Annotated in this window: 18 protein-coding genes; 7 read left to right on the top strand and 11 right to left on the bottom strand. The window is 63.0% G+C overall.

The window, feature by feature from the left end:
* Nucleotides 1-496 precede the first annotated feature (496 nt).
* A complete protein-coding gene (locus CFB39_RS35600) occupies nt 497-1,477 on the top strand; it encodes an AraC family transcriptional regulator (protein ID WP_089476485.1) in 981 nt (326 codons plus the stop codon).
* Nucleotides 1,478-1,486: 9 nt separating this feature from the next.
* Here the strand turns inward: CFB39_RS35600 and CFB39_RS35595 are convergent, their stop codons facing one another.
* The 6 genes from CFB39_RS35595 to CFB39_RS35565 form a co-directional block, all read right to left on the bottom strand.
* A complete protein-coding gene (locus CFB39_RS35595; protein ID WP_089476484.1) occupies nt 1,487-2,377 on the bottom strand; it encodes a LysR family transcriptional regulator in 891 nt (296 codons plus the stop codon).
* Between the two features lie 827 nt (nt 2,378-3,204).
* A complete protein-coding gene (locus CFB39_RS35585; protein WP_089476483.1) occupies nt 3,205-4,248 on the bottom strand; it encodes an SMP-30/gluconolactonase/LRE family protein in 1,044 nt (347 codons plus the stop codon).
* Between the two features lie 245 nt (nt 4,249-4,493).
* A complete protein-coding gene (locus tag CFB39_RS35580; RefSeq protein WP_089476482.1) occupies nt 4,494-5,420 on the bottom strand; it encodes a 3-keto-5-aminohexanoate cleavage protein in 927 nt (308 codons plus the stop codon).
* 39 nt (nt 5,421-5,459) lie between these two features.
* Nucleotides 5,460-6,266 carry a cyclase family protein gene (locus tag CFB39_RS35575; RefSeq protein WP_089476481.1) on the bottom strand — a complete coding sequence of 269 codons (807 nt, stop codon included), beginning with the start codon at nt 6,264-6,266 and terminating at the stop codon, nt 5,460-5,462.
* Between the two features lie 41 nt (nt 6,267-6,307).
* Nucleotides 6,308-7,543 (bottom strand): MFS transporter, encoded by a 1,236-nt coding sequence (locus tag CFB39_RS35570; protein ID WP_089476480.1) that lies wholly within the window; start codon nt 7,541-7,543, stop codon nt 6,308-6,310.
* Nucleotides 7,544-7,990: 447 nt separating this feature from the next.
* Nucleotides 7,991-9,001: a porin gene (locus CFB39_RS35565; RefSeq protein WP_089476479.1), complete on the bottom strand. Its 1,011-nt coding sequence runs from the start codon at nt 8,999-9,001 to the stop codon at nt 7,991-7,993.
* Between the two features lie 507 nt (nt 9,002-9,508).
* Here CFB39_RS35565 and CFB39_RS35560 point away from each other — a divergent pair.
* Nucleotides 9,509-10,189 (top strand): TetR/AcrR family transcriptional regulator, encoded by a 681-nt coding sequence (locus CFB39_RS35560; RefSeq protein WP_241025972.1) that lies wholly within the window; start codon nt 9,509-9,511, stop codon nt 10,187-10,189.
* Nucleotides 10,190-10,438: 249 nt separating this feature from the next.
* Here the strand turns inward: CFB39_RS35560 and CFB39_RS35555 are convergent, their stop codons facing one another.
* Complete coding sequence (locus CFB39_RS35555; protein WP_089476477.1) at nt 10,439-10,774, bottom strand: HNH endonuclease signature motif containing protein; 336 nt, start codon at nt 10,772-10,774, stop codon at nt 10,439-10,441.
* A 436-nt stretch (nt 10,775-11,210) separates the two neighbouring features.
* Between CFB39_RS35555 and CFB39_RS35545 the strand changes: the two genes are divergently transcribed.
* The 3 genes from CFB39_RS35545 (at nt 11,211) to CFB39_RS35535 (ending at nt 15,194) form a co-directional block, all read left to right on the top strand.
* Nucleotides 11,211-12,542 carry an MFS transporter gene (locus tag CFB39_RS35545; RefSeq protein ID WP_373452706.1) on the top strand — a complete coding sequence of 444 codons (1,332 nt, stop codon included), beginning with the start codon at nt 11,211-11,213 and terminating at the stop codon, nt 12,540-12,542.
* Nucleotides 12,543-12,690: 148 nt separating this feature from the next.
* Entirely contained in the window at nt 12,691-13,746 is a 1,056-nt protein-coding gene (locus tag CFB39_RS35540) for a porin (protein WP_143329945.1), read from the top strand.
* 29 nt (nt 13,747-13,775) lie between these two features.
* Nucleotides 13,776-15,194, top strand: coding sequence for a M20 family metallopeptidase (locus tag CFB39_RS35535; RefSeq protein ID WP_089476475.1), 1,419 nt, complete (start codon nt 13,776-13,778; stop codon nt 15,192-15,194).
* A gap of 27 nt (nt 15,195-15,221) precedes the next feature.
* On the opposite strand, the gene CFB39_RS35530 is transcribed toward CFB39_RS35535, so the two are convergent.
* The 3 genes from CFB39_RS35530 to CFB39_RS35510 form a co-directional block, all read right to left on the bottom strand.
* Entirely contained in the window at nt 15,222-16,193 is a 972-nt protein-coding gene (locus tag CFB39_RS35530) for an aliphatic sulfonate ABC transporter substrate-binding protein (RefSeq protein ID WP_089476474.1), read from the bottom strand.
* Between the two features lie 267 nt (nt 16,194-16,460).
* Nucleotides 16,461-17,402, bottom strand: a complete 942-nt coding sequence (locus tag CFB39_RS35520) for a LysR family transcriptional regulator (RefSeq protein WP_089430038.1) — start codon at nt 17,400-17,402, stop codon at nt 16,461-16,463.
* Nucleotides 17,403-17,701: 299 nt separating this feature from the next.
* Nucleotides 17,702-19,000 carry an adenylosuccinate synthase gene (locus CFB39_RS35510; RefSeq protein WP_089476472.1) on the bottom strand — a complete coding sequence of 433 codons (1,299 nt, stop codon included), beginning with the start codon at nt 18,998-19,000 and terminating at the stop codon, nt 17,702-17,704.
* Nucleotides 19,001-19,139: 139 nt separating this feature from the next.
* On the opposite strand from CFB39_RS35510, the gene gcvA reads away from it, so the two are divergent.
* Nucleotides 19,140-20,045 carry a transcriptional regulator GcvA gene (gcvA, locus tag CFB39_RS35505; RefSeq protein ID WP_089476471.1) on the top strand — a complete coding sequence of 302 codons (906 nt, stop codon included), beginning with the start codon at nt 19,140-19,142 and terminating at the stop codon, nt 20,043-20,045.
* A gap of 179 nt (nt 20,046-20,224) precedes the next feature.
* Here gcvA and CFB39_RS35500 read toward each other — a convergent pair whose 3' ends face one another.
* A complete protein-coding gene (locus tag CFB39_RS35500; RefSeq protein WP_046547226.1) occupies nt 20,225-20,533 on the bottom strand; it encodes a hypothetical protein in 309 nt (102 codons plus the stop codon).
* A 2,287-nt stretch (nt 20,534-22,820) separates the two neighbouring features.
* Between CFB39_RS35500 and CFB39_RS39875 the strand changes: the two genes are divergently transcribed.
* Entirely contained in the window at nt 22,821-23,006 is a 186-nt protein-coding gene (locus tag CFB39_RS39875; RefSeq protein WP_144030367.1) for a hypothetical protein, read from the top strand.

Below are 23,006 nucleotides of genomic sequence, written 5' to 3'. Positions count from 1 at the left end.
CCAGCCACGCCGGGTCGGTCGGCACGCTCGCGCCAGACGCGAGCCGGCATGCAACGGACGCAAGCCGGCCTCGGCTGGCCCGATGCATGACTATTCGAATAGCAGTCCTGAGTCTTTTCCAGTGGTTCGCTGCGGCAATGCCAGCGGTATCCCCCGGCCATGCGACGGTCATACCCGTATCGCCGGAGTGCACTGGATCACGTTTGTTTCAGCAGGTGCAATGGTATGAAAACGGCCGGAAAATGGCTTGCCCGATCCTGCGATTGTTTTGCCTTAATTTCCGAATTTGTGCGCTGCACACCGCGCAGTGACCAGCGATGCGGCCACCGGCCATGCAGATCCGGATGATCGGGCTAATTTCCCACAGGTTTAGGCAATCACGTGCACGCGACTCGCCGTACGATGTGACCGCCGTGCCGGCACCCCTGCCGGGACACCAACCCGGAATCGCAGCCGCGCACCTTGCACTGACCACTCCGCCATCCGCTCACGCACCATGGAAATCGACGCCCGAACGCCGCCGCTACAGCGCATCACGCCCGATCACGACCCTCGGTTGCCGGCGCGGTCGCCCACGGCCCGGCTCGCCGCGCTGATCGCCGCTTATGCACCGCACGACGGCACGTTCGAGCTCCCGGTACGTGGCATGCGCATCGGGCGCGCGTCCGCGTCACCGCCGCCCTGGAACCATGGCGTGCACCACGCGTGCCTGAGCATCGTCGGGCAAGGTGCGAAATCGACGCGGGTCGGCGATGAAACCTACGTGACCGACGAATCGCGGATGATGGTCGCGACAGCGGACCTGCCCGTCACCGGCCGCGTGATACGCGCGAACCCGGCCGAGCCGTTCCTTTACGTGCAACTCGATCTCGCCCCGGACCGCATCGCGGCACTCACGCCGCGCGTGTTTCCGCACGGGCTGCCGAAAGCCGCCGACTACAGCGCGCTCGACACGCACGATACGCCGCCTGAAATCGTCGACGCCGTCGTGCGCCTGATGCAATTGATCGCGCACCCCGACGACATCGACCTGCTCGCGCCGCTGATCGTCGACGAAATCCTCATCCGGCTGCTGCGGGGCCCGTCGGGCGCACGCGTCGCGCAGGTCGGCCAGGCCGATTCGACGACGCAGCGCATCTCGCGCGCCGTCGCCTGGATACGCGACCACTACCTCGACCCGATGACGGTCGAATCGCTTGCGCGGCAGGTGGACATGAGCCCGTCGACCTTCCATTACCACTTCCGTGCGGTCACGTCGATGAGCCCGTTGCAATGCCAGAAGGTGTTGCGGCTGCAGGAGGCACGCCGCCTGATGTGCCTGTCGGAGATGGATGCGCGGCAGGCGTGCCGCAGTGTCGGCTATGTGAGCGCGTCGCAGTTCAGCCGCGAATACGCGCGCCTGTTCGGCGATGCGCCGGGCCGCGATGTGCTGAAGCTGCGCGACGAAGCGGTGCCGTTATCGCGCGTCGCACCGTAGGCCGGCACCTCACGCGTGCGACGCACGCGAGCGCGTACCGCGTTTCTTCCCGCCGGCATTCGCACGCTCGGCCTGCACGGCTTCATCGATGCAGCGGACGAAGTACTCGGCCGACGACGTGAGCACCGCGCTGTCGCGGAACAACAGATAGAGGTTGCGCGCGGGCGGCTGCCCGACGAGATCGAGCGTCTTCAGCGTATCGGACGCATCTTCGCTGCGCAGTGCGAGCTGCGTCCACGCCGTCACCACGTCGCTGTTGACGGCCAGTGCGTAGAACAGCGTCTGCGATGCGCAGCGCGTCACGCGGCGCGGCACCGGCAGGCCGGCCTGCGCGAACAGCTCCGCGAGAAACGCGCGGAATTCGGCGGATGGCCCCGTATGCAGCCATTCCGCATCCTGCAGATCGGCCAGCGAAGTCGCGCCGGCCAGCTTGCCCTTGCGGCTCACCGCGAACCACATCGGAAAGGTGTCGAGATGCTCGCAGCGCACGGACGTGAAGTCCTGCGCATCCGCACCCGCACCGAGCGCGAAATCGAGCGCGCCGTTCTTCAACTGCTCGACCAGTTGCGACGGGCTGCCCTCGACGAATTCGAGCTGGACGTCGGGCATCGCGCGGCGAAAGCGGTTGTACGCAGCCGGCAGCACCGTGATGCCCGCCAGCGGTGTCATCCCGATGGCGAGCCGGCCCTGCCGGTTCTCGCGCAACTGCGCCATTTCCTCCTCGGTGCGCGCAACCTCATTGACGACCAGTTCGGCCCGCTGCAACATCGCGCGCCCCGCATCGGTCAGCGTCACGCCCGACGAACTGCGGGCGATCAGCATCAGCCCGAGCTCGTCCTCGAGATCGCGCAGCGAGCGCGTGACGGCCGGTTGCGTGAGGTGCAGGGTACGCGGCTTCATGGATGCTGCCCGAGCGGGCAACGGCCACGAGCGCGCGGAGCTGGTGGAGTTTCATGCGACGAATGTGGGCTATCACAAAAGGGGGCTTTCACCCGCTAGCCAGATCAAGGACTTGGACATCTTTCCGAGAAGACTGCCTGCCTTTCGCCTCGGAGAAGATGTCCTTGGCTACGGATATCCCCGGAAAAGTTGTCTTTGGGAATGTCGCAAGCCCTGCCTGCGTGTCTCCACGAAATTTGGCGACAAGCGGTGCCGTTGAAATGCGTTTCAGCGTCCAGCGGCATCCACGACGCTTGTGCCATCAATGTGCAAATCGTGTGCGCGGGCTAATCTACCATGGAACCCGAGCAGGCCCGCGGTTCAACGCCGCGTCGCGGTTTCGACCCGTTCATGGCACCTCTGAGGGAGCCGGAAAGCGCCACGCCCACCCTCCCTGCGCGACGCTTCGCTGCCGCCCTGCATATCGATATGCAAACGCTTGCTTGCCTGGCTCCGAAAGTGCGCAAAATTACCTTGGAGACGCAATCCGGATCATCCGGGCGGCGACCGACATTTCCGGAGACGTAAATAGCGCGTTCTATTGGCATCGCAATGGACCTGCTTCGCTACGTGGGTTCGCTCAACGCTGGTGCAGGAGGGTAAAGCGCGAAGTCCACGTTGCGAGCCTGCAACGCAGCGGTCATTCTCAAGTCAAAGCCGATCTATGGCCGGCGACAGAAAACAGGGAGCGGATCTTGCTGGACGTCGTCCACGGCAAGCTCCCTGCCCCACCTCTTCAAATGCCCGTTCGATGAGCGGGCATTTCCATTTTTCGCACGACGATACGATCATCGATTACACACGGCTTGGCGCCAGTGAATCATCGGCAGACCCGCGACCGGCGACCTGAAACTCGGAATCGTCGTACCCTTCAGGCTGCCGATATATACAGTCTTCAGATCCGGACCGCCGAACGTCACGCTGGCCATCCAGGGCGCGACAGTGCCGCCGCACGCGGAGAGCGTGTCATAACTCACGGCGCGGCCGGAGTGGAATTCGGACTCGAAGCGTTCGATCGCCGGCACGTTGCAATCGTCGAACAGTGTCATCAACTCGCCTTCAGGCGTGATCGCGATCAGTCGATCCGCGAATACCATTGCGCCCCACAGGTTGCCGTGCGCGTCAAACGCGATGCCGTCGATCAGGCCACGCCCGAGATCGCGTGGCCCGAAGACTTCGCGTCCGCTCAGTGAGCCGTCGTCGGCGACGCGCAATCGACTCACGCGATTGGCCGTTGTTTCCGCGACGTACAGATACGTCTCGCTTGCATTGAAACGAATCTCGTTGGTGAACGCGAAACCGTCCGCAACGACGCGCAGCCCCTTTTCATCCAGCAATGCGATGTAGCCGTCGGCAAGGTCAGTACGGATGGCGTCGGTCCACGGATTGATGCGGGTAGAGACGGTCAGCCAGACGCGATTCTTCGAATCGCGTAGCACGAAGTTCACCTTCCCGAGCGGCATGCCGTCGATCGAATTCCGCAGAATGCGTGTGTGGCCATCGCGCGTCATTGTCTCGAGCGCATCAGTGCCGAAGTTCGCGATGAGCAAATCGCCGTTGTGTGCGAATGCGAGACCGTTCGGCAGCGTACCTCCGAGAAGGCTGGATTGCTCGCCAGCACTGAAATCGAAACGCGCACCATGCTGCTCCGTGACGAGTGTCTGCCCGCCATCGGCGCCAATGCGCATCACGCCGCCGCGCGCATCGGCGCTCCATAACGTGCCGTCGCTCTCGGCGAGAACGCATTCCGGTCGGCGCAAATCCCGGCCAACCTGCCGGATGTCAGCGCGATCCAGCGTCCAGCCGGAAAGGGGATTCGCGGCGCGGCTCATGTTCGTTCTCCGTGTGCATGCTGCTCGGTACCGCTCTCTGTTTTCGGGGTGAATTTCCATTCACCGGAACCGCGCCAAGCGGAAACAGATTCATGTGATGCATGGCCGTCGCCGATCCGAGCCGCTACGACGAACTCGCGACCGATTCCATCGATTTCACTTCGATTGGCACTCCGTCCCGACACGAAGCTGACGGACGGATTCCAAACACGGTCAGTCGGGAAAAATTCGTTCACTGCTGCCTCTCAAAAATTGACCTTGTCCCGCCCTTTCAGGCCCAACATCGCACGCGCCTCGCCCGGCGTGGCAATTTCCAGCCCCAGTTCGGTCAGGATGCGGCTGATCTTCGCTACCTGCTCGGCGTTCGACGTGGCGAGCCGGCCTCGTCCCATGAACAGGTTGTCCTCCAGGCCGACGCGCACGTTGGCGCCCATGACCGCGCCCATCGTCACGAACGGCATTTGCTGGCGGCCTGCGGCGAACAGCGACCAGACGTAGTCTTTGCCGAAAAGGCGATCGGCCGTCTGCTTCATCAGCAGCACGTTTTCCGGGTCGGCACCGATGCCGCCCATCACGCCGAACACAGACTGGATGAGGAATGGCGGCTTGACCAGGCCAATCTCGACGAAATAGGCCAGGTTATACAGGTGGCCAATGTCGTAGCACTCGAACTCGAACCTGGTGCCATGCGTCTTACCCAGCGTTTCCAGGATGTAGCGGATGTCACGAAAGGTGTTGCGGAAGATCCCGTCCTCCGTATTCTTCAGATAGGGCACCTCCCAGTCATGCTTCCACTCGCGGCTTTTTTCGGCCATGCGGAACATCGCGAAGTTGATCGACCCCATGTTCAGCGAAGCCATCTCCGACGAGGCGCGCAGTGCGCCTTCGAGTCGCTGCTCGAGCGTCATCGTCACGCTGCCGCCCGTGGTGATGTTGAGCACGGCATCCGTCTGCTCGGCGATGCGCGGCAGGAACTGCATGTATACGTCGGCCGACGATGAAGGGCTGCCGTCGACGGGGTTGCGCGCGTGCAGGTGAATGATGGCTGCGCCCGCCTGCGCGGCGGCGATGCTGTGCTCGGTGATCTGGTCCGGCGTGCAGGGCAGGTACGGCGACATCGTGGGCGTGTGCACGGAGCCGGTGATCGCGCAACTGATGATGGTCTTGCTCATGAGTGTTCCTCGTCGTGTGGTGGAGGGAAGGTGAATGGATCAGGCGGCTGCGGTCAGCCTGTCGTCGAAGATTGCGACTGCGCGCGTCCAACCGGCCGAGGCGTTACGGATCTTGTGTGGGAAGCAACTGATGAAGAAGCCGTCCGGTGGCAGCGCCTCCAGGTTGTGCAACTTCTCCAGGTGGCAGTAGCCGATGTCGCGGCCCGCCTTGTGGCCCTCCCAGATCAATCCGGCGTCGCGGCTCTCGGCATATTTTTCGGCGGTATGGACGAAGGGCGCGTCCCAACTCCACGCGTCGGTGCCGGTCAAGCGTACGCCGCGCTCGAGCAAATACATGGTGGCGTCGTAGCCCATGCCGCAGCCGGCCGACACGTAGTCGTTGTTGCCATAGCGACTGCCGGCACGAGTGTTGACGACCACGATCTCCAGCGGCTGCAACGTGTGGCCGATGCGCTTGAGTTCCGCATCGACGTCGGCGGCGTTGACCACGTAGCCATCGGCGAAGTGGCAAAAGTCCAGCTTCACGCCGGGCTGGAAGCACCACTCCAGCGGCACTTCGTCGATGGTCCACGCGCGTTTCTTCTCGCCCAGCGCCTTGTCCATCGTGCTGTGGAAGTGAAAGGGTGCGTCCAGGTGCGTGCCGTTGTGGGTGGAAAGCGTGACCTTCTCCACGGCCCAGCCCTCGCCGTCGGGCAGGTCCTCCTTTTTCAAGCCCGGAAAGAACGGTTCGATCTGGTCGACCGTGTGCTCATGGGTGAAGTACTGAATCTCGGGCCTGAAGGCCGGCGGATCGGAGACGATGTCATTTTCCAGGTAGATGGACAGATCAACGAATCGACGTGTCATAAAGATCCCTGTTCTTGAAGTACAAGTAGATTCGGCAGGATTCAATGCGCGGTGACGGCTTCTTCCGCGGAAAGCGCTTCTCCGGTCGGCAGCATCAGGACGGCCACGGCAGCCACCACGAACACGCCACCGCACACGGCAATGCTCGGGCCAAAGCCGAAGGCGCTGGACATCGAGCCCAACAGCAGAGGCGCGAATGCAGAAAAGCCGCGTCCCACGTTGAAGCAGAATCCCGTGCCTGTAGCGCGTACCTGGGTCGGAAACAGTTCCGCGAAATACGAGCCCATCAGCCCCGCGAAGGCCATGAAGAAGGCGAACACCGGGCCCAGCAACAGCAGGACCGTCCGGTCGGTGGCCTGGACATAGAAGGGCAGCAGCAGGCCGGTGCAGATCAGAGAAACTAGCAAGGCCTTTTTCTTGCCGATGCGGTCCGCGATGTAGCCGAAAACGTTGTAGCCAATGAACATGCCGACGTTGAGCAGGGCCAGGAAACGCGCCATCATGCCCATTTCCAGTCCGCGCTCCTTCACCAGGAAAGTCGGCAGCCACGTGCTGGCGCCCCAGTACGCGGCAAGCGCGAGCGCCGACGTCAACGTTCCCAGTAACGTCACCCGCAGAAGGCCCGGGGCGAACAGTGACGCCACGCCACTGCCGTTGCCAGGGTGGTTCGGGCCGCTACCCTTGTGCTGCTGCTTCGCCTTCCACGCTTCGGACTCGGGCACTCGCAACCAAACGTAGGCCATGGCGATCGAGACTGCTGCACCGCAGACGAAGAACAGCACGCGCCAGCCGTGGGTCGGGATGACATAGGCAGCCGCGGCCGAGGCGACGGCTGCGCCGATGGAAAACGAACTCAGCACAAAGGATGTGGCTCGCGCGCGTTGGTCCGTCGGCCATGTCTCGTTCATGTGCGATGCGGCAAGGCTCCAGACGCTGCCCAGACCCAATCCTGAGAGAAAGCGCAGTACGAGCACTTCGCGCCAATCTGTCGCTGCGGCAATCGCCATCGTGAGCAAGCCGAAGCTCCCGAGCGACAGCAACAGCACGCTGCGGCGCCCCCACCGGTCGGCCAAGGGGCCCATGACCAGGCCGCTAATGCCGACACCGAGCAAGGTTGCAGTGACCAGCATCCCCGCTTGTGCCGGGCCGATCTGTAGCGATGCCCTGATTGCCGGCATCGCAATCGCCAGGATGATGATGTCCACGGCGTCGAACATGTAGCTCAAAAAGTATCCGATCAGCACGCGCCATTTCAGGTTGGGTGCGGAGTGAAGCATGGTGGTTGTCTCCTGGAGTCGCCGCCTTACGGCGTTGACTGTACAGTCGTACAGTTTTGTTTACGCTACGAACTATACGTCCAGTCAGTCGGTAATTTTCCTAGGGGAAACCACGAGATGCTGCCGCTCTCTAGGCCCCCCCCTCTCTTTGATAAATGGTCATGCCCGCACGACGTCAGATGAGCCCCGTTGCGACAAGGACGTGTGATCCGATGTCAGGCACGGCAAAATCGCTGCTTTCGAACGCCCGCGACAATGACCCGCCCGTGTGTCTGCTCAAGACATCGTTGTGCGGCATCGGCGTTGCAGCCCGGTTCGCTCACGTACAATCCGCGCCCGCATCGGACATCCAGGCGCATGAAGGTCCACGCTTCACATTCGACAGCAACGCTTAAAATCAGTAATGCGAAATATATTGAGTGCAACCACTCGACATCAGCGCGCCTGTCAGAAGCGGTGACGAAGCCCGACTCCGAAGGTGTTGCCGGTGCCTGCGGTGCTGAGCTTGTCGTACAGGTAGCTCAGATAGGTGTCGGTGCGCTTGGAAAGTGGATAGTTGTAAGTCAGGCCAGCGGTGTCGCGGTGCTGATGCGTCGTCGCCGCGGACAAGTCCGTACGAGCCCAGGAGGCACCGATGCTCGAGACGCCAATTGGAATTGAGAAACCGGTTTGCCATGTTTTGGTTGAGCGCCCCGAGGGATAAGTCAGCGTGCGGTCGAACGACGCAGACAGCGACAGGTATTGGAACTTGTAGGTGACACCGACAAAGTAGACGTTCTGATGCGAGGTCACCGGGGTGAAGCCGGGCCCATACCCCGTCCGCTGCGCAACGGCGGACGCATAAAGCGGCCCCTGATCGTAGACAACGGCCGCGGAGATATCGTGCGCGCCACTCCCGGGGATGCCGTATTGCACCGTGACCTTCGTGCCGGCTATGGCGGGCGACTCATAGGAAACAGCGCTGTCCCAACTGGTATCACCGGCCACTGCTCGCCCGAAGTCGGCTATCCAAGTCTGGACCATGAGCGGGCTAAAGCGCGTGGACCCACCCAATGAATTCGTTCGGGCAGTGATGAAGAAAAGAGGATTGATTAGCCGCCCCGCTCGGATTTCACCCCATTGACCCGACAGCCCGACATAGGTGTTTCGTGAATATGCGTTGTCCCCTGCGAACCGACCGGACTGCCCGGAATTCAAGAGCAGGTAGCCCTCTACGGCAAAGTTGGCGCGGAGACCGCCGCCGAGATCTTCAGAGCCCCGGATGCCGTAGAAGGAGGTCGTTTGACCGCCACTCAGCATCGCCAGACTGCTACCGCTTGCGCCACTTGGTTTGAAGGATCCGACGACAGCATCGAGAATCCCGTAGAGCTGCACCGAAGACTGCTGTGCTATCGCCGCAGTAGAAATGCAGCTGCCAAGAAGGAATGCGGCTCTCTTAAATTTCGCAATCCTGATCATAATGTTGTCTCCTATTCCAATATGTCCGTTGAGTCAGACTATGGCGCCCGAGCGGCTGTCGATTGTTTTGTTGGTCAATCCCGGCCCACTATCGCAATGGTTTGCTTGAAGCCAGCGGCCGTCACCCGAAGCTTGGGAGACGGGCGGGGGAAGGTCTTCGCGCCACGCTTCTCGGGGGCTTTGAAATTCCCACGGTCGCCTTGCGCGCTTTCGAGCGCTGGCTTGATACCCGTCATGAATGGAAAGGCACGAGCCGGGTACGGATCGCACCGGATGTCGGGCACGAGTCAAAGACCTTGCTTCTCGTGAAAGCACCGGCCAAAAAGAATGCTGCGTCGGGAAATTCATCGTCCCATGATCAGCACGGAGCTGACTGTACGTGTGTCTAGTTTTTAGTGTCACGTAGGATTAATACCTATGTGGCGGGTGTGCCCACCGCCTGACTGAGCGTTCGTTTTCTACGCTGCAGTACAATCGAAGCCGATAGCAATAATGGGACAAATACGTATGACTCAGACGACGTCGCGCGACACGCAACGTGGGCGTGGCAAATCCGACAAGAAGCCGGAAATAGACAAGCGGGAACGCGCGATTCTTGCGGCCGAGCGGCTTTTCGCTCGCGAGGGATATCACGGAGTTTCAATGCGTGATATAGCAAAGGAAGCAGAAGTAGGTCTTCCGCTTATTGTCTACCACTTCGAAACGAAGCTTGGACTGTATAAATCAATTTTTGAATACAGAAAGGGACTGGTTGAAGAGCGTCTGGCTCAGCTTGAGCAAATCTCCGATTTCGATCAACCCGACATCTTGCTGAAAATCGCGATGGCCTGGGTATCGCCGATCGTTATGAGCTATGCAACTCCAGAGGGCCGGGAGTATGCGCAACTCGTTGCGCGAGAGGCATCTGATCCGCAGGAGGCAACGCGCGGCATCGTTGAAGAATATTACGACCCACTTGCCAAAGCATACATCTCGGCACTGCGACGAGCGTTGCCAAAGGCCTCGGAAGAGTACCTGTGCTGGAGTTACTTGTTTGCGGTTGGCGCGCTTGTTATGGGCGCATTCGATCATCGAATTGGACGGCTTTCTGAAAATAAAATTGAAGAAACCGATGTTGAGACAAAGACAAAAATGCTTGCCACATTCATTTCCAATGGAATTGGAGGCGGCGCAGATCAGTTCAAATGATTGGCAGCCTATGAATTGGTTGGAAACGTCGGTCGTACTGCACTACTCGCGCAGCATGCTCGTGCCGTCACACTTTCGGCGCGAGCGACTGTCTTAAAAGGCGAGATTGGGAATATGCCGCTGTCGTATCCGGACGCTCGACCGGTAAGAGGCCGACCTCAGTCCGCCATCGCCGAAAACCCTGAAGACGGCGGTACTTGGCCTGATATTTCCTCATACCCTTCGTGATCTTTTTCGAGTCCGCGATCTTCATACCCGCTTGACTGCGACCACCTGCTTCGTCCGTAGCGCCAGATCGTTACTCGTAAGCATCATCCCATCGTCGGCGAACGAGATTAGGCCTTGGTCGAAGAGCCTGTCGATGGGGGAGGACAGCAGCAGACCGTGACCAACGTCCGTCTTTGCCGTCGGGTTGGACCGTGCCCGCCGGTAGATGTGTGACGCAATCAACAGTCCACGGCGGCCATCGCAGTCGTGATCCGCGACGGCGCACTTGCCTTCGCAATGCTGATCCACGGGGTCACGGAATTCGACGTGATTCTTCCGCACCCAGACGAGGCGTTCCACCATCATGCCTTCCGGCATGGATATAACGGTGGCGTTCGGCCCGTTCGATACGGACTCCCGATCGTCGGGAGCTCCCGCCCTTGCCTCGCCAGTTCTCCGATTCTGCACCCACGCCTGCCCTGCTTCTCAAGTTCCTACATGGCTTTGCCGACGACATCATGAGGCCGGTCGCGCGGGACGAGCAGGTTCATATCGACTATCTGACGTCCGCGCAGTTCGCCCGGGACCTGCGACACGCCACGTCTTCTTCAAAGACGACTGATTGAGACTGCGGACATCTTTTCTGCAAGACAACGACCCGAATGGAACGAGGCAGACGAAAGGCATCAGGAGATAAGCAAATGTTATCAGGATAAAAATTTGCGCGTATCGCGATGTTTTGCCCGGTTTTAACATGCGGCCAGCTCTCGCAGGATGCCTGACGATCCATGCGGCGCTCACGATACCGATACCCATGGAGACAACCCCGATGCAAGACGCCGCCACGCCGCTCATCGACGCGCCGCCGGCCCCGCGCCGCCGCTCGGCGCAGACCCGGACGATCATCGCCACCTCGGCCGGCAACGCGCTCGAGATGTTCGACTTCACCGTGTTCAGCTACTTCGCCGCGCTGATCGGCAAGACCTTCTTTCCGGTCGATTCGGGCGCCGGCCCGTTGCTGCTCGCGATGGCGACGTTCGGCGTCGGCTTCGTGATGCGCCCGCTGGGTGGCGTGCTGATCGGCAACTACGCCGATCGCGCGGGCCGGCGCGCGGCGCTGACGCTGACGATCCAGCTGATGATCGCGGGCACCGCGCTGATCGCGCTGACGCCGTCCTATGCACGCATCGGCGTCATCGCACCGGTACTGGTCGTGATCGGCCGGCTGCTGCAGGGCCTGTCGGCCGGCGGTGAAATCGGTGCGTCGACCACGTTCCTGATGGAATCGGGCCCGCTGTCCGGCCGCGGCTTCATGGTGAGCTGGCAAATGATCAGCCAGGGCGTCGCGGCGCTGCTCGGCGCGCTCAGCGGTGCGCTGCTGTCGGCCGTGCTGTCGGCGGACGCGCTCGAAAGCTGGGGCTGGCGCGTGCCGTTCCTGCTCGGCCTGCTGCTCGGCCCGGTCGGCTTCTACATCCGCCGGCATCTCGACGAAACGCATGTGTCGACGCGTGACGCCGACGGCAGCGCGGTACGCGAAGTGTTCACGCGCTACCTCGGCCGCGTCGTGCTCGGCACGCTGATGATCATCGGCGGCACGTCGACGCTCTACATCTTCGTGTTCTACATGCCGGCCTATGCGGTACGCACGCTTCACCTGCCGATGGCGACGTCGCTGCTGGCGGGCTGCGCGTCGGGGCTGGCGATGATCGTCGCCGCGCTCGTGTCGGGCCTGTGGATCATCGATCGCCTGCCGCGCCGCAAGCCGCTGATCGCCGTCACGTGGCTGCTGTCGCTCGCGTGCGTGTATCCCGCCTTCCGGCTGCTGATCGCCGCGCCGTCGGCGGGGCTGATGGTCGCGATCGTCACTGTCGTGATGGCCTTCGCCACTGCAGGCAGTTCCGCATTCCTGCTGCTGATCATGGAGGCGTTCCCGCCGCGCGTGCGCGCCACCGCGCTCGCGACGATCTACAGCTTCGGCGTGACGATCTTCGGCGGCTTCGCGCAGTTCAACGTCACGTGGCTGCTGCATCGCACCGGCGACCCGATGTCGCCCGCTTGGTACGTGCTCGCGTGCGGCGCCGTCAGCATGATCGCGCTGTGGCGCTTCCGCGAGCGCCCGGCCGATTCGCATCACGACGGCCGCTGAGCGGCGCACCGCTTCATTCACGGCGACGCCGGACACCGGCCGCGCCCCCTCAATCAGACAACAGAATCCGCGACGTCGACGCGTGCGCGGGCGGGCCCCTGCAAGCCTGCGATTCGCGCGCCGACGATCGCGACATCACGAGACAAACGTGCGCAATTCAACCCTGATGGCCGCGTGCTGCGCGGCAACCTGCATGTGGGCCGCGCCGGCCCGCGCCAACGTACAGATCTACGGCGCGCTCGACAGCTTCCTGCAATACGCGCGCATCGGCAGCCAGACGAGCGTCGGCCTGATGAGCGGCGGTGCATCGACGTCGCGCTTCGGCTTCATCGGCAGCGAGGATCTCGGCGGCGGCCTGCGCGCGAGCTTCCGCCTCGAAAGCGGCTTCGACCTGATGTCCGGCCGCCCGCAAAGCGCGGCATCGTTCTACAACCGCGAAGCCAACGTGGCGATCGGCTCCGCGGACTGGGGGACGATCAAGCTCGGCAAGCAGTATCCGGCGATCGTGCCGGAAGCGGCCGATCCGTTCTATCTCGTCGGCCAGTTGTCGCCGTTCGCCAGCACCGCGCTGATCGGCAGCGATCTCGGGCGCGGTGCCGCTTCGCTGCCCGGGCGCATCGAGAACGCGATCAGCTACAAGACGCCGACCTACGGCGGGCTCGACGTTACGGTGCTCTACGCGTTCCGCAACGCGGCAGGCGCGAGCCCGATCGCCAGCAACGCAGGTGCCGTCGCCAATTTCGCGCGTGGCCCGGTGATGCTGAGCGGTGCGTACAACGCGATGTGGGCCGCCACGTCGTCAACGCCGGGCGGCGCTCCGGACGGTGCGCGCACCGACTCGGTGATGGCCAGCGCGTCGTATGCGTTCGGCCCGACGCTCGCGTCGTTCGCGTACACGCTGATGCGCCCCACCGCGCCCGGCACGCTCGTCGCTCAGGTCTATTCGCTCGGCGCGATCTGGCAGCGCGGCCCGCACGCGATCCGCGCCGACCTCGCGTATCGCACGATCGCCGGCCAGGCGAGCCATGCGCTCGGTGCGCTGCTCGGCTACGACTACCAGTTTTCGAAACTCACCGGTGTGTACATACGGCTCGGCGGCTTCAGGAACACCGGACAGTCAGCGCTGTCGTTCGGCTCCGCGCCCATATCCGCGCCCGGCATGAGCAGCACCGTCTTCGCCCTTGGCCTCCGGCAGAAATTCTGACCGCGCCAGTCTCTTCACAGGAGCAATTCATGACTTCACTCGCCCTCGATTTCATCGACAGCCAGCGTGCGCAATTCACCGAGCTGTCCGACCGGATCTGGAACCTCGCCGAGTTGCGCTACGAGGAATTCGCGTCGACCGACCTGCACATCCGGATGCTGGAAGAAGCCGGCTTTCGCGTGACGCGCGGCGTGGCCGACATTCCGACCGCGTTCATCGCCGAAGCCGGTCACGGCGGCCCCGTGATCGGCATCCTCGGCGAATACGATGCACTGTCCGGACTCAGCCAGGAAGCCGGCGCATTCACCTGCCAGCCGTCGGGCGAGATCTCGAACGGCAACGGCCACGGCTGCGGCCACCATCTGCTCGGCACCGCAGCGCATCTCGCCGCGGCAGCGGTGAAGTCGCATCTCGAACGCACGGGCCAGCCCGGCACCGTGCGCTTCTACGGCTGCCCGGCCGAGGAAGGCGGATCCGGCAAGACGTTCATGGCACGTGCCGGCGTGTTCGACGATCTCGACGCCGCACTGTCGTGGCACCCGCACGTGTACACGGGCATCTTTCCGGCCGGTTCGCTCGCGAACATCCAGGCGTACTTCCGCTTCACGGGCAAGGCATCACACGCCGCCGCGTCGCCGCACCTCGGCCGCAGTGCACTGGATGCCGTGGAGCTGATGAACGTCGGCGTCAACTACCTGCGCGAACACATGCTGCCCGAAGCGCGCGTGCACTACGCAGTGACAAACACGGGCGGCCTGTCGCCGAACGTGGTGCAGGCCAATGCGGAAGTGCTGTACCTCGTGCGCGCGGCCCGCAACGATCAGGCGGCCGAGCTGTTCGAGCGCGTGAAGAACGTCGCGCGCGGTGCGGCGATGATGACCGATTGCCGGCTCGAGATCGTGTTCGACAAAGCCTGCTCGAACCTGCTGGAAAATGCCGTGCTGAACCAGGTCATGTACCGGCATCTGCAGTCGATCGGCACCGCCGGCTTCGACGCGGACGACGCAGCGCTCGCCGATGCGTATCAGCGCCAGACGCTCACTGCTCAGGATATCGAAACGTCGTCACGTTCGCTGAACCAGGCATGGCGCGATCCGAAGGCGTTGTTCGACGGGATCGATCCGTACGAGCCCGGCAAGGGCCGCCCGATCTGCGGCTCGACCGACGTCGGCGACGTGAGCTGGGTCACGCCGACCGCGCAATGCCATACGAGCTGCTACGCATTCGGCACGCCACCGCACTCGTGGCAGTGGGTCGCGCAAGGCAAGACACCGCTCGCACACAAGGGGATGCTGCTGGCAGCGAAGACGATGGCCGCGACCGCGATCGACCTGTTCGGCGCGCCGGACACGCTTGCGCAGGCGAAGGCGGAACTGCTCGAGCGGCGTGGCGGCCGGCCGTACGTGTGCCCGATTCCGGACGATGTGGCGCTGCCGTTCCGCCGCTGAGCCCGACATTCCGGGCCGGCTGCGCGGTCACGCGAGTGCAGGTGGCGCGGCCAGACTGACGTCGACGCGTTTCGGCAGGACGCCAGTCTGGTAGAACACATCGGCGATGCGCTGCTGATACGCGAGCGTGTCACGCGTGACGGGCTCGACACCGAAGCGCGCGCGGCGAAATGCGAGCGCCACCGCCGGCTCCGGAATCCCCCACAGCTTCGAGAACTCGGCCGCGCCCTGCGCGCGGTTCGCATCGAGCCATCGCTGGACCGTCGTCAATTCCGACACGGCCGCGTCCAGCACGTCGGCATTACGCTGCGCATAGGTGCGCGACGTAAAGTAATAGCTGCGATTCTCGACGAGCCCGGTGCCGTCCGCGACGATGCGCGCGCCGAACGCCTGCTGGACCACCGCGAGAAACGGATCCCAGATGATCCATGCATCGACCGAGTGGTTCTCGAACGCGGCCCGCGCGTCGGACGGCGACAACCAGACTGGCGAAATGTCGGTGTAATTGAGCTTCGCGGACTGCAGCAGCCGGACCAGCAGGAAGTGCGTGTTCGATCCCTTCACCAGCGCGATGCGCTTGCCGCGCAGGTCCGCGAAGGTCTTCACCGGCGAATCCTTCGCAACTATCAATGCCTCGGCCGCGGGGCCGGCCGGCGTTTGCGCGTAATAGACGAGCGGCGCGCCGGCCGCGAGCGCGAAGATCGGCGGTGCCTCACCGACATCGCCGAAGTCGATCGATCCCGCGTTCAGTGCCTCGAGCTGCGGCGGCCCCGACGGAAACTCGGTCCACGTGACGGTCACGCCGAGTGTCGCAAGCTTGCTCTGCAGCGTACCGCGTGCCTTCAACAGGCTGAGCGGCCCTTTCTGATAGCCGATGCGCAACGTACGCGCGCCGGCGGTGCTCGCCAGCGCGAAGCCCGGATGCGCGGCGGCGCCCGCCGCGATCGCCAGGCCGGCATGCAGGAGCCGGCGGCGGGTTGTCGAGTGTTGGTCTGCCATGTCGTATCGGGTTCGATGAAGAGGATGCAGCTTCGCGCGCGCATGCGATGAAGCCGGTCGAACCGATTCTAGGGGGTTGGCACCACGCACCGAACCAACGATGTTCGATATCGAAAGCAAGCGCTTTCATAAGGGCACGCCGGTCACCCGGGCGTCATTGCCCGGGTCGGTCGTGGGGATGCGGCCGATATCCGCGTCAAATACAGGACTGCGTATTATTGGCGCGATCGACGCGCAACGTCGTACTCACATGCGGAAGGTTCGACTTCAGGACTTGCAGGAAGCGGCCAGCGCAGCCTCGTCGGCAGCCAGCAACTCTGGCACGCATTCGCGCAGGAAATCGACGAACGTGCGGATCTTCGCGTCGAGATACTGACGCGACGCGTACAGCGTATAGACCGTCAGCTTCTGCAACCGGTAGTCGGGCAGCACGCGCACCAGCGCGCCGCTCGCGAGCCCGGGCAGGGCGGCCGACATCGGCAGCGAACCGATCCCGAGTCCGGCACGCAGCGCGGCGCCGAGCGCATCGGCGATGTTCACCTGGAAATCCGGCAATGGCAGTTCGAACGTTTCGCGTCCGTTGGGGCCATCGAGATGCCAACGGTCGCGCGGAAAGAGCGGCGTGACGATCTGCAGGCACGCATGCCCGTCGAGGTCGCTCACCGTGTGCGGCGTACCGCGCGCCTTCAGGTATGCGGGTGACGCGCACAGCACGCTGCCCACTTCGCCGAGCCGCTGCGACACGAGCCCGGAATCGGGCAACTCGGTCGTGCTCAACTGCAGCGATACGTCGTAGCCTTCGTCGATGATGTCTGGCACATGCTGCGACAGCGTCAGTTCGACCGCAACCGACGGATAGCGCTCACGGTAGCGCACGACTGCGGGCACCACGTAGGACTGGCCAAAACTCGTCGTCGCGTGAACGTGCAGCCGTCCCGACGGCTTTGCCTGTGCGTCGGCCGCCTCGGCTTCCGCTTCGTCGATATAACCGAGGATGCGCTGGCAGCGGTCGAGATAGCGCTGCCCGGCGTCGGTCAGCGCGATGCGGCGCGTGCTGCGGTTGAGCAGGCGCGTGCGCAGGTGCGTTTCGAGCTGCGCGACCGACCGCGATGCGTAAGCCGTCGTGATATCCAGGCGCTGGGCTGCGCTCGTGAAGCTGCCCTCTTCCGCCACCCGGACGAAAATGCGCATCATCTGTAACGTGTCCATCGACCTGTCCCCGGGATTGAGATCACGTCGCGCCACCGCGCGGCCATGGTGCCGGCAGCGCCGGCGCAGGCCGGTCTGGCGCGAATTGTGCGGAACAGTACAGCAGCAGTGCAGACGTGTCCAGTTCGCCGTATGCGGCGTGATCCGGACGCCGAATCGTGTCGCCGAGCCGCCGTGCGCACGGTGTATGGACCGCGCGCATACGCGCCCCGTCGCACCGGCACACGACCGGCATCGGATCGGCAAAAACTACCCGGCAACCCCGATGCCGCCGCGCGATTCACGGCATGTCCGACGTATCAGGCGCCGGCGGCCGCATCGAACGGATTACGCAACACGATCGTGTCGTCGCGCTCCGCGCCGGTCGTGATCATCGATACCGGTGCGCCGGCGACCGCTTCGACGCGCGCAATGAAATCCTGCGCGGCGCGCGGCAGCGCCGCACGTTCACGTACCCCCTTCACGGTGCCGCGCCAGCCGTCGAACCGCTCGTACACGGGTTTCGCTCGCGACTGCGCATCGAGGCTCGCCGGCAGATGATCGACCCGCACGCCATCGAGTTCGTAGCCGACGCACAGCTCGATCGACTCGAAACCGTCGAGCACGTCGAGCTTGGTGAGCGCCAGCGAATCGATGCCCGAGATCCTGACGGCCTGACGCAACTGCGCGGCGTCGAGCCATCCGCAGCGGCGCGGCCGGCCGGTATTCACGCCGAACTCCTGCCCGCGCGCACGCAGCGTTTCGCCGGTCGCGTCGGACAGCTCGGTGAGGAACGGGCCGCCGCCCACCCGCGTCGCATACGCCTTCGTGACGCCCAGCACGTGGCCGAGCTTCGACGCACCGAGCCCTGTACCGGCCGCCGCCGCCGAGGCAACGGTGCCGGACGACGTCACGAACGGGTACGTGCCCCAGTCGATATCCAGCATCACGGCTTGAGACCCTTCGAACAGGATGCGCTCGCCGCGGTCGGTCGCGTCGTTGAGATCGGCCCAGACGGGGCGCACGAACGGCAGGATCCGCGGCGCAAGGTCGACCAGCGTCGCCAGCATCGCGTCGCGGGAATATTCGTCGAGCCCCAGGCCGCGGAACCACGCGTTGTGATGGTCGACGAGCACATCCAGTTTGGCGGCGAGCTGGCCCGGTTCCGCGAGATCGCCGACCCGCAGCCCGCGACGCCCGACCTTGTCCTCGTAGGCCGGCCCGATCCCGCGCAGCGTGGTGCCGATCGGCTCGCGGCGCAGACGCTCCTGAGCCTGGTCGATCGCGCGGTGGATCGGCAGCACCAGCGTTGCGTTCTCGGCGATCGACAGGTTATCCGGCGTCACCGGCAGCCCGAGCTCGGCCATCCGCCCGATTTCCGCGAGCAGCGCTTCCGGATCGAGCGCCACGCCGTTGCCGATCACGCCGCGCTTGCCGCGCACGACACCGCTCGGCAGCAGCGCGAGCTTGTACGTCTTGCCGCCCACGACCAGCGTATGACCCGCGTTGTGGCCACCGTTGTAGCGTGCAACGAGATCGGCCTGTGCCGCCAGCCAGTCCACGACGCGCCCCTTACCTTCGTCGCCCCATTGGGCGCCCACGACCACCACGTTCGGCATGCTCCGCACTCCATGTGAGAAATTCAGACAATCGTTCGGCCGAGCCGGACGTTTGTGTGCCATATTGGCGGAGCTTGAGTACCCGATCAAACGATTAAACCTGAACCATCGTGTGATTAAAATTCACACGAACGATGCAATGGCCCGACGACTCCCTCCGCTGAATTCGCTGCGTGCGTTCGAAGCCGCCGCGCGCCTCGGCAGCTTCACGCTGGCCGCGGACGAACTGTGCGTGACCCACGGCGCGATCAGCCGGCACGTGCAACAGCTGGAAGCCTGGCTCGGGCGGCCACTGTTCGAACGCCATAACCGGCGGGTCGAGCTGACCGATTCGGGCCGCGCGTATCTCGCCGAGGTCGGCGCGTCGTTCGACCGAATCGCGCTCGCCACCGCGCAGCATTTCGGCCACGCGCAGCAGCGCGTGTTGCGCGTAAGCGCACCCGCGACGTTTTCGTTGCGCTGGCTGGTGCCGAAGCTGTCGTCGTTCCAGGTCGCCCATCCGGCCATCGAGGTGCGGCTGTCGACGTCGAACGAGCCGATCGACAAACTGCGCGACAAGGTCGACCTGATCGTTCGCGGCGGCCCGCAGGCCATCGACGGTTACGTTGCCGAGGAATTCCTGTCCGAAGTCCGGCTGCCGGTGTGTGCGCCGAAGCTGCTGGAGGGCCGGCCGTTGCATACGCCTGCCGACCTGGCCGGCTTCACGCTGCTGCACGCTGCCACCTATCCCGGCATGTGGCCTGAATGGCTCGCGGCAGCCGGACAGCCGAATCTCGTGCCGCGCCACTCGCTCACGCTCGAGCATTTCTACCTGACGCTGCAAGGCGCGCTCGACGGGCTCGGCGTCGCGATGGGACCGATCGCGCTCGTCGCGGACGACATCGCAGAAGGTCGGCTGGTACAGCCGTTCAGCGAACCGGCACTGCCGCCGTGGCGCTACTTCACGTACGTGGCCTCGGCACGCGCGAACGACGAAGCGGTGCGGGCATTCAAGGATTGGTTGAAGGTGGCGGGAAATACGGCCGCGCCGGGCGTGCGGAACTGACTGCGTCGGTGTGCGGAGCGCGCGCGCCGAGACATACAGGAATGCGAAACAAATAACGCAAGCGCCTGAATCGCGTTTGCCTTCGTCGGTGCCGGGAATGCTGTTTTCGATGTGCGCCGCGGAGCCGCGACGCACGTGGCAAGCCGCGGATCGAACCGTGGCTTGCCGCCGGACGGCGCTTACTGACTAGCGCCGGCGGCTTTCTTCTCCGCGTTCTGCAGGTTCTGCGGATAGTTCGGATCATTGGCCGCGGGCTTGTAACCGGCGTCTTCGAGTTTCTTCAGCTCGGCGTTGTTCTTCGCACGCGCTGCCTTGTGCTCTGCCTTGCGTTGGGCCCGGGCCGCCTTGCGTGCCTGGCTCTTCGCTGCCTTCGCGTCCTGTGCCGCGGGTGCGCTGGCGTCGGTCTGCGCAAACGCAGGAACTGCCGAGCCGAACAGGAACGCGGCTGCGGTAGCAGCCAGCGTGAGTTTTCTGATCTGGATTTGCATCGCTGAACTCTCTTATCTGGTTTATCACGGATTGAAAGACCATCGAGATACCGCCCCTGCCCCGATCGGTTGTCATGCCGCGTTCGGGACCTGTGCATCATAACCGCGCCGCGAAAAATGTGGCGCCAACGTGAGAACGGAATTGGGGATACACGTATGGGAGAAAACGTGGATGCCGGCCGACTGTCACGGACAGGACGAACTGTGTCGCACGTATCGTTGCGTGTGCCGATCGCGCTGCGGCGGCGACAGGAAGCGGTCGATGTACCCGCGATTCAGCGACGAGGATGGGCGATGTACCCGCGGCACAGTGCGAGGTGAAATACCCAGGACTGTTTCATAGGTGGTGTCGCCGGCATGCTCACGTCTGATGTGACTGTTATCAGGCTAGTCGCGATCACAGCATCAGCAGTCGAACTGTGTGCCGCGTTGCCGGTCGACGCGGCTCAAGCGGCGGTTCCTCCCATAAACGACCACGATTCGGTTTTGCAGCGATCAAGGCACGCACGATTGCATCGCCACGGCGCGCAGCATTCGATCCGGCAACCCATCGCCGCACTGTGATGCCGAGCGTCACCTGAACCGATACAACGCGTCACCGCGTAGGCCTGTGGTCCGTATGACGAATGGTGTGAACACATTGCGTGCGGTGAAGACATCGGAGGCATTCACTTCACGGCTGCGCCGACGGTGCCGCACTGATGTCGCGGCGCTCGTCTGGTGACCGTGGCACGTTGGGTTGCGGTGTCGCGGCCACGCTTGTGAACCGTCCGATTCTGCTCAGGAACGCATCGCGCAACGTGCGCGAGTCACAGGCTTTTCATTCCGCAGCTTGGGTTGCCCGGCATCCCAGACGGGTCTCGGTGCCTGCACAGCATGCCGATTCCCGGTGCCTTGCCTGGTTGGTGAGCTTTTACAGGATTCGAAACTGTCGGAAGGTGAGCATGTTCGGGATCATCGCTCGAATTCGATTACGGTGAGCTTCGTGGCCTCCCGCATCTTCACGTTGGTTCGCGGTGTGCCCTAGATCGACCCAGGAGCCGACGATGCGTGCCGGCAGCGCGGATCACCAATTCATCTTTGGGAAGCCGTTCCAGAGTCTCCTTGCGACCGTGGCGCACAGCATCGAAATTCGGTTGGTGGCTCCAAAGGTAGAAAGTTGGAGGACCACGGAGGCAGCCAAGCGAACGACATCTATTTCCTCTGTGCACAGTCCACAGGCTAAATTTGACGAGCGACGCGCGCGGGCGAACGGAAAAACTTGTCCGTGGACTGCGAAGCATGAGTGCAAAAAAACCCTTCGGCTGCCGTCCGGGATGATTTGAAACTGCCGTGAACGAAGCCGGAGAGATTCATGTTTCCGGATCGTTGATCCACTCTGCGTGTCGACAACGGGCGCCGTCGAGGTCACGGAGCCGCTTTTTTGATCCCATAAATGGGAACCTGTGCCTGGAAGCGGGGCTTTCTTCCCGTTTTTCTCCCATAGGTTTCTACTTTTCAGGCTCATGTGAGTGTGTACTCACCTCTTTCGGGAGCCTTGTCGGGCCTGGAGCCTGTGTAGAACAGGGCGCCAAGTCACTGTTTCCAGGTGTGAATCGATGGTTTGAGATGCCGGCAACACCATAGACGGCTCCCATTGGTAGCGGTTTATGGGGTTCGTCTTTCTGCAGAGACGCACGTGTGTTTACATCTTTTGTAAACCACGTTTACTTCTTTAACTACTTTTAGACGGCTCTCAGCCTTACCTGACAAGGGTTTGAGGGGTGTTCGGTACCCATTTATGGGAGCACAGGTGTAAGGGTTTGGGAGTTAAGGTCTGTGGATTTGGGGATTCGGGTACCGCGTTGTGGGGAATAGGGGTTGTGGATATGGGGCAAGCGTACCCGGTTATGGGAAATCGGCCCGGAAACGCATTGGGTAGCCGTCTATGGGGATGCCGGTAGGTAGCCTTTTATGGGGCGCCTTTCGGGATCCGGGAACCGCCGCGTCGCACAGTGATTTTTCTCGGGTAGCCGGTTATGGGGCACTTCAAAGGTAGCCAGTTATGGGTCACATTTGGGGCAGCTCGATTGCCTTTCTCCAGGATTTTCCGTGGCTGGCTCCCATGGACAGGATCGATGGGATCGACAGGTAACCTTTTATGGGGAAAACAATGGGTTGCCGTTTATGGGAGCGATGGTTGCCTTCAGGGCGGAAATCTGCGCAGCCAACGCGGGCGGAGCCTGTCGAAAGGTACCCTCCTGTGGGAATCGGTGAAGGTAGCAAGTTATGGGAGGAAAGCCGGTCTGTGCTGCAGGGCACCACGAATTTCCCCAATGATCCCGATTCTCCTCATTTGCTTCCCATGGATGGTTACCTTGCCAAGGGCAAATCCCATGGTGGGTTTCCACGTCCGGGCATGAAAGGTAGCGGCTTGTGGGAAGCATTTTTGTCGAAAGGTAGCTGGATATGGGGTTCCGCACCGATCTTCTGA

The sequence above is a fragment of the Burkholderia sp. AU6039 genome, from assembly GCF_002223365.1.
Lineage (GTDB): Bacteria > Pseudomonadota > Gammaproteobacteria > Burkholderiales > Burkholderiaceae > Burkholderia.
Note: the sequence above shows the minus strand (reverse complement) of the source record. Positions and strands in the feature narration are given on the sequence as shown.